Genomic DNA, 4336 nt, shown 5'->3' with positions numbered 1-4336 from the left:
GTGTGGGTGCGGCCCTTAAATTTCACAGCGGAAAGCCCGCTAAACCGCTTTTTCCAAAAGAAAAAGTGCATTCCGAAAATTCATTGATTGARGGAACCACCATGCCATCATTGACCCGCAAACTCTCCGCAACCGTGCTGGCTGCTGCTGCCCTGGCTGCGGCCGCAGGGGCCAACGCCCAAAGCGGTTCGACATCGTCCAACACCACGTCCAGCAGCAATTATTCGTTTTACGCACCGGGCTCGCGCTATTTCGGCCTGAACGTGGGCAGCTCAGACTTTTCCCTGCCAAGCGGTGCCGGCGGTTTTCCTTCCGACAACAGGGACACGTCGTACAACATCTACGGCGGCAGCTATTTCAACAACAACTTCGGCCTGGAACTGGGCTATACCGATTTCGGCAAGATCAACCGTGGCGGCGGGCAGACCGATGCAGAAGGCATCAACCTGAGCCTGGTCGGCCGTTTGCCAATGAGCAACTCCTTCAATCTGCTGGGCAAGCTGGGGACGACCTATGGACGCAGCCACGTGTCCGCCGCACCTGCGTCCGGCATTGCCACAGGCAGCGAAAGCAATTGGGGCGTGTCGTATGGCCTGGGGGCCGAATGGGCATTCACCCCTACCTTGTCGGCGGTGCTGCAGTGGGACGAACATGACATGAAGTACCCCGGCGGCAGCAAGGAACGCCTCAGTACCACCAGCATAGGCCTGCGTTACCGCTTCTAGGCCGTTTGTGGCGGCGTAGCCACCAGCCCAAAGCCCGCACCTTTCACGGCATGCGGGCTTTTTTCACATTTTCGCTTTTCGCACTCACTATCAATTTCATAGCTGCTTGCGCCCGTTCTTCTTTGCTTTCAAGCATTTTCTTCTTATAAAACCGCGTGCACGTGCGGTGCCAGCATCTCCTGCAACAGCCAGGTTCCGGCACGGCCCAAGGGGCGCTGGCGTGACCATACGGCGTCCACAGGCACCCTGCGCGGCCAGCCGCGCGCATGAAGTTCGACCAGTTTGCCAGCGGCAAAGCGCGCCACCATCCAGCGCGGAATGGCCGCCCATCCAAAACCCAACACCGCCATTTCCAGCAGCATGAGATAGCTGGGAGCGGACCAGGCGCGGCGCGACTGGCGCGCCCCATGTGAGCCCCGGACTCCCTGCGCACCCTGCTCCATCTCTATATAGGTATCCAGCCGCAGCTCCCTGAAATTGACCAGAACGTCGGGCGTGATGTCTTTCATGCTGGCCAATGGGTGGGCGGCCGCCACAAACAGGGTGATTTCAGACTGCTCGGCAATCGTGGCCGAACCGATGTCCGGCGGATAAGCGCCCTGGGCTGCTACCACGCCAATGTTTGCCCGCCCTGTTTGCACCAGCGACACCAGGTCGCCGTGTTCGGCAATCAGGCACTCAAACTCCAGGTCGGGAAAGCTTTTCTCAAAAGCCGAAAGCATTTCTTCAAACCGGTCTGACTGGTAGGTGTCCGACCAGACCACGCTGAGCCTGGGCTCAAGGCCGCCCCCAAGCTGGCTGGCAGCGCGGTCAAGCCGGTCACTGGCAGCGAGGATTTCCTGCACCTTGCCCAGCATGACCCGTCCGTGTTCCGTCAGTGCCGGCTTTCGGCTGCTCCGGTCAAACAGGTTCAGGCCAAGGTCGATTTCCAGGTTGGCAATCGCACTGCTCACCGTCGACTGGCTTTTGCCCAGTTTGCGGGCCGCAGCCGAGAACGAACCCAGGGTCGCAGCCTCTGCAAAAGCGGTCAAGGCTTCCGGGGAATGGCGCATGGCAGTCTTCCATCTATTTTTTCGATGATTATTGATTTTAATGTATTCGAAATAGCGATGAAAATACAGTCATGACAGTAAGGCATCTCGCCTCAACGGTCGATAAATCATCTAGAACGCGCATCATGAGCCTCCAAAAATCCCTGAAAGAACGGTTTTTCCACGCCCTCGGCTTTGAAATCCTGGCCATCGCCATCTGCGCACCACTAGGCGCCTGGCTACTCGGCTATTCGCTGGCGCACATGGGCCTGCTGACCCTGATGGTTTCGCTGATGGCGATGAGCTGGAACATGGTGTTCAACGCCCTGTTTGACCGGGCGCAGCGCCGCATGGGCTTTCAGCGCACGCTGGCGGCGCGTGCCGTGCATGCTGTGCTGTTTGAAATCGGCCTGATCATCGCGGTGGTTCCGCTGGCGGCCTGGTGGCTGGACATCGGCCTGTGGGAAGCCTTTGTACTGGACATTGCGATCGTGCTGTTCTTCCTGCCCTATACCTTCTGCTTTAACTGGGCTTACGACCATGTCCGCTCACGGGTGGTGGCGCGCCACGCGCGCAAAGCCCAGCTGGCCAGCCGCACGGCCGGCGGGCAGCAGCCGGCGCCCGCGCTGCTTTGTGCAGCGCCTGCCGCCGGCAAGTGCCTTACTTCATCTGCACAGAGCCCGACACGATGACCAATACCGTGCTCTTGCCGGCTTCCACAGGCACTGATGCATCGGCCATTTCGGCCTTGGCCGACATCGCCATCATGCGGGGACGCGGTGGAGAGCCCTGGTCGTTGGCATTCACCGAGACTTCGCGCAGCGAGTAGCCGGCAAAACCAAAACTGCGCGCCACCTCACTGGCCTTGGCCTTGAAACGCTCAATTGCGAGCGCCTGGGCCTCGCCCTCGACTTTGGCGCGCTGCTCGCGGCTCAATGCAAAACTGACGTTGCCCATGGTCAGGGTCTGGATCTTGCCCGCCGTGCTGGTGATGCGCGGGAAGTCCTTGCCTTCCAGCACCAGTTCGGTGGAGCCCTGCCAGCCATTGATCTTGCCGTCCTTGCCATAGCGCGGATACAGGCTGAAATTCCCGGTGCGCACCTCCATCTGGCCGGGCGCCGCCGCCTGCTTGGCCTGGGTCAGCGCAGTCTCAAGCGCCTGCCTGAGCTGGCTTTGCACGACGCCCGCGTCAGCACCATCACGGGTTGTGGTCAATGAAATCGACAACAGGTCCTGCTGCACCTCCACCGAGCCACTGACCGATAACTGGGCCACGTTCTGCAGGGATTCGTGGAAGTTGGTCTGGGCCATGGCATGGCTACCCAGCACTGCGCCTGCCAACAGGACACACAAAGCGATCGATTTTGGAGCTCGCATCGGAATTACCTTTCGGGGTGGTGAATTTCAGCCGCTTCTGGCTAAAAAAGACAAGCGTGAAATGGAGGGGGAAATCATGGTGAACATCCGGAACGCTGCAAATCAAGCAGCCTGTTCACCGCAAGTAACCAGGCGCATTCGCCCGGCATTGCTCTTACAAGGGCCCGCCAGCGCGGTGCCCAGGGAGCGGCCGCTTATTTTTACATGTGTTTTTTCAATCGAATGTAGGCGCATTGCCATAGTCAACACGCACACTTGCATGTGGCCGCAACTTTTGTAACAGTGTGTCAAACCGACTGAAAAATGCGACATCCCGCCTTTTCAGCCTTCAAAATGGCTCTGTTACAAATTACCAGATGACTATGACCCAAGCTCAACCCAACGCCCGTGCCGACAAAATCCTGATCCTTGATGACGATGCCCGCATTCGCGACCTGTTGCGCCGCTACCTGGCCCAGGAAGGTTTTGAGGTCATCCTCGCCGAAGACAGCAAAGCGCTGAACCGCATCATGCTGCGCGACGCCGTCGACCTGATCGTCCTGGATTTGATGATGCCTGGCGAAGACGGCCTTTCCATCTGCCGCCGCCTGCGCGCCGCCAATGACCGTACGCCCATCATCATGCTGACCGCCAAAGGCGAGGACGTGGACCGCATTGTCGGCCTCGAGGTCGGCGCCGACGATTACCTGGCAAAACCGTTCAATCCCCGTGAATTGCTCGCCCGCATCCACGCCGTGCTGCGCCGCCGGCCGACGGCTGAAGTGCCGGGTGCGCCGTCCAGCGACCAGGAAGTGATTACCTTTGGGCCGTTTTCCTTCGATATGGGCTTGCGCACCCTGCACAAGAACGGCGAAGAGCTGCCGCTGACCACCGGCGAATTCGCCATGCTGAAAACCCTGGTGCGCCACCCGCGGCAGCCGCTGTCCCGCGAAAAACTGGCACAGCTGGCACGCGGACGCGAATTCGAGCCCTTTGACCGCAGCCTGGACGTGCAGGTGTCGCGTTTGCGCAAACTGATCGAAGTGGACGCTGCGGTGCCCCGCTACATCCAGACGGTCTGGGGTATCGGCTACGTGTTTGTGCCGGACGGAACGAACTAGCCCCCACGCTTTTCACTGCGCCTTCGGCTTCGTGTAATGCGCTGCCCCCCGAGGGGGCCACCCGCCTGCAGTCCGGCAAAGCCGGCCCTGCGGCTCATGCTGG

At 60.0% G+C, this 4336-nt stretch carries 5 protein-coding genes; 3 read left to right on the top strand and 2 right to left on the bottom strand.

The annotated features are described in order from the left end of the window. The first annotated feature begins 101 nt into the window (after positions 1-101). Positions 102-725, top strand: a complete 624-nt coding sequence (locus AC1D1P_RS15720) for an outer membrane beta-barrel protein (protein WP_477673618.1) — start codon at positions 102-104, stop codon at positions 723-725. Positions 726-868: 143 nt separating this feature from the next. Here AC1D1P_RS15720 and AC1D1P_RS15715 read toward each other — a convergent pair whose 3' ends face one another. After that, positions 869-1777 carry a LysR family transcriptional regulator gene (locus tag AC1D1P_RS15715; RefSeq protein ID WP_477673617.1) on the bottom strand — a complete coding sequence of 303 codons (909 nt, stop codon included), beginning with the start codon at positions 1775-1777 and terminating at the stop codon, positions 869-871. A gap of 122 nt (positions 1778-1899) precedes the next feature. Here AC1D1P_RS15715 and AC1D1P_RS15710 point away from each other — a divergent pair, with 122 nt between their 5' ends. After that, on the top strand, positions 1900-2448 hold the full coding sequence (locus tag AC1D1P_RS15710; RefSeq protein WP_477669613.1) for a multidrug/biocide efflux PACE transporter: 549 nt from the start codon (positions 1900-1902) through the stop codon (positions 2446-2448). On the opposite strand, the gene AC1D1P_RS15705 is transcribed toward AC1D1P_RS15710, so the two are convergent. Then, a complete protein-coding gene (locus tag AC1D1P_RS15705; protein ID WP_477669236.1) occupies positions 2417-3133 on the bottom strand; it encodes an SIMPL domain-containing protein in 717 nt (238 codons plus the stop codon). The two genes, AC1D1P_RS15710 and AC1D1P_RS15705, sit on opposite strands and share 32 nt — an antisense overlap. Positions 3134-3495: 362 nt before the next feature. Between AC1D1P_RS15705 and ompR the strand changes: the two genes are divergently transcribed. Further along, complete coding sequence (gene ompR, locus AC1D1P_RS15700) at positions 3496-4233, top strand: osmolarity response regulator transcription factor OmpR (protein ID WP_007866319.1); 738 nt, start codon at positions 3496-3498, stop codon at positions 4231-4233. Positions 4234-4336 lie beyond the last annotated feature (103 nt).

The organism is Polaromonas sp. P1_E1_2, assembly GCF_056406035.1.
The sequence above is the reverse complement of the archived record's forward strand: the minus strand, read 5'-3'. Positions and strand labels throughout refer to the sequence as shown.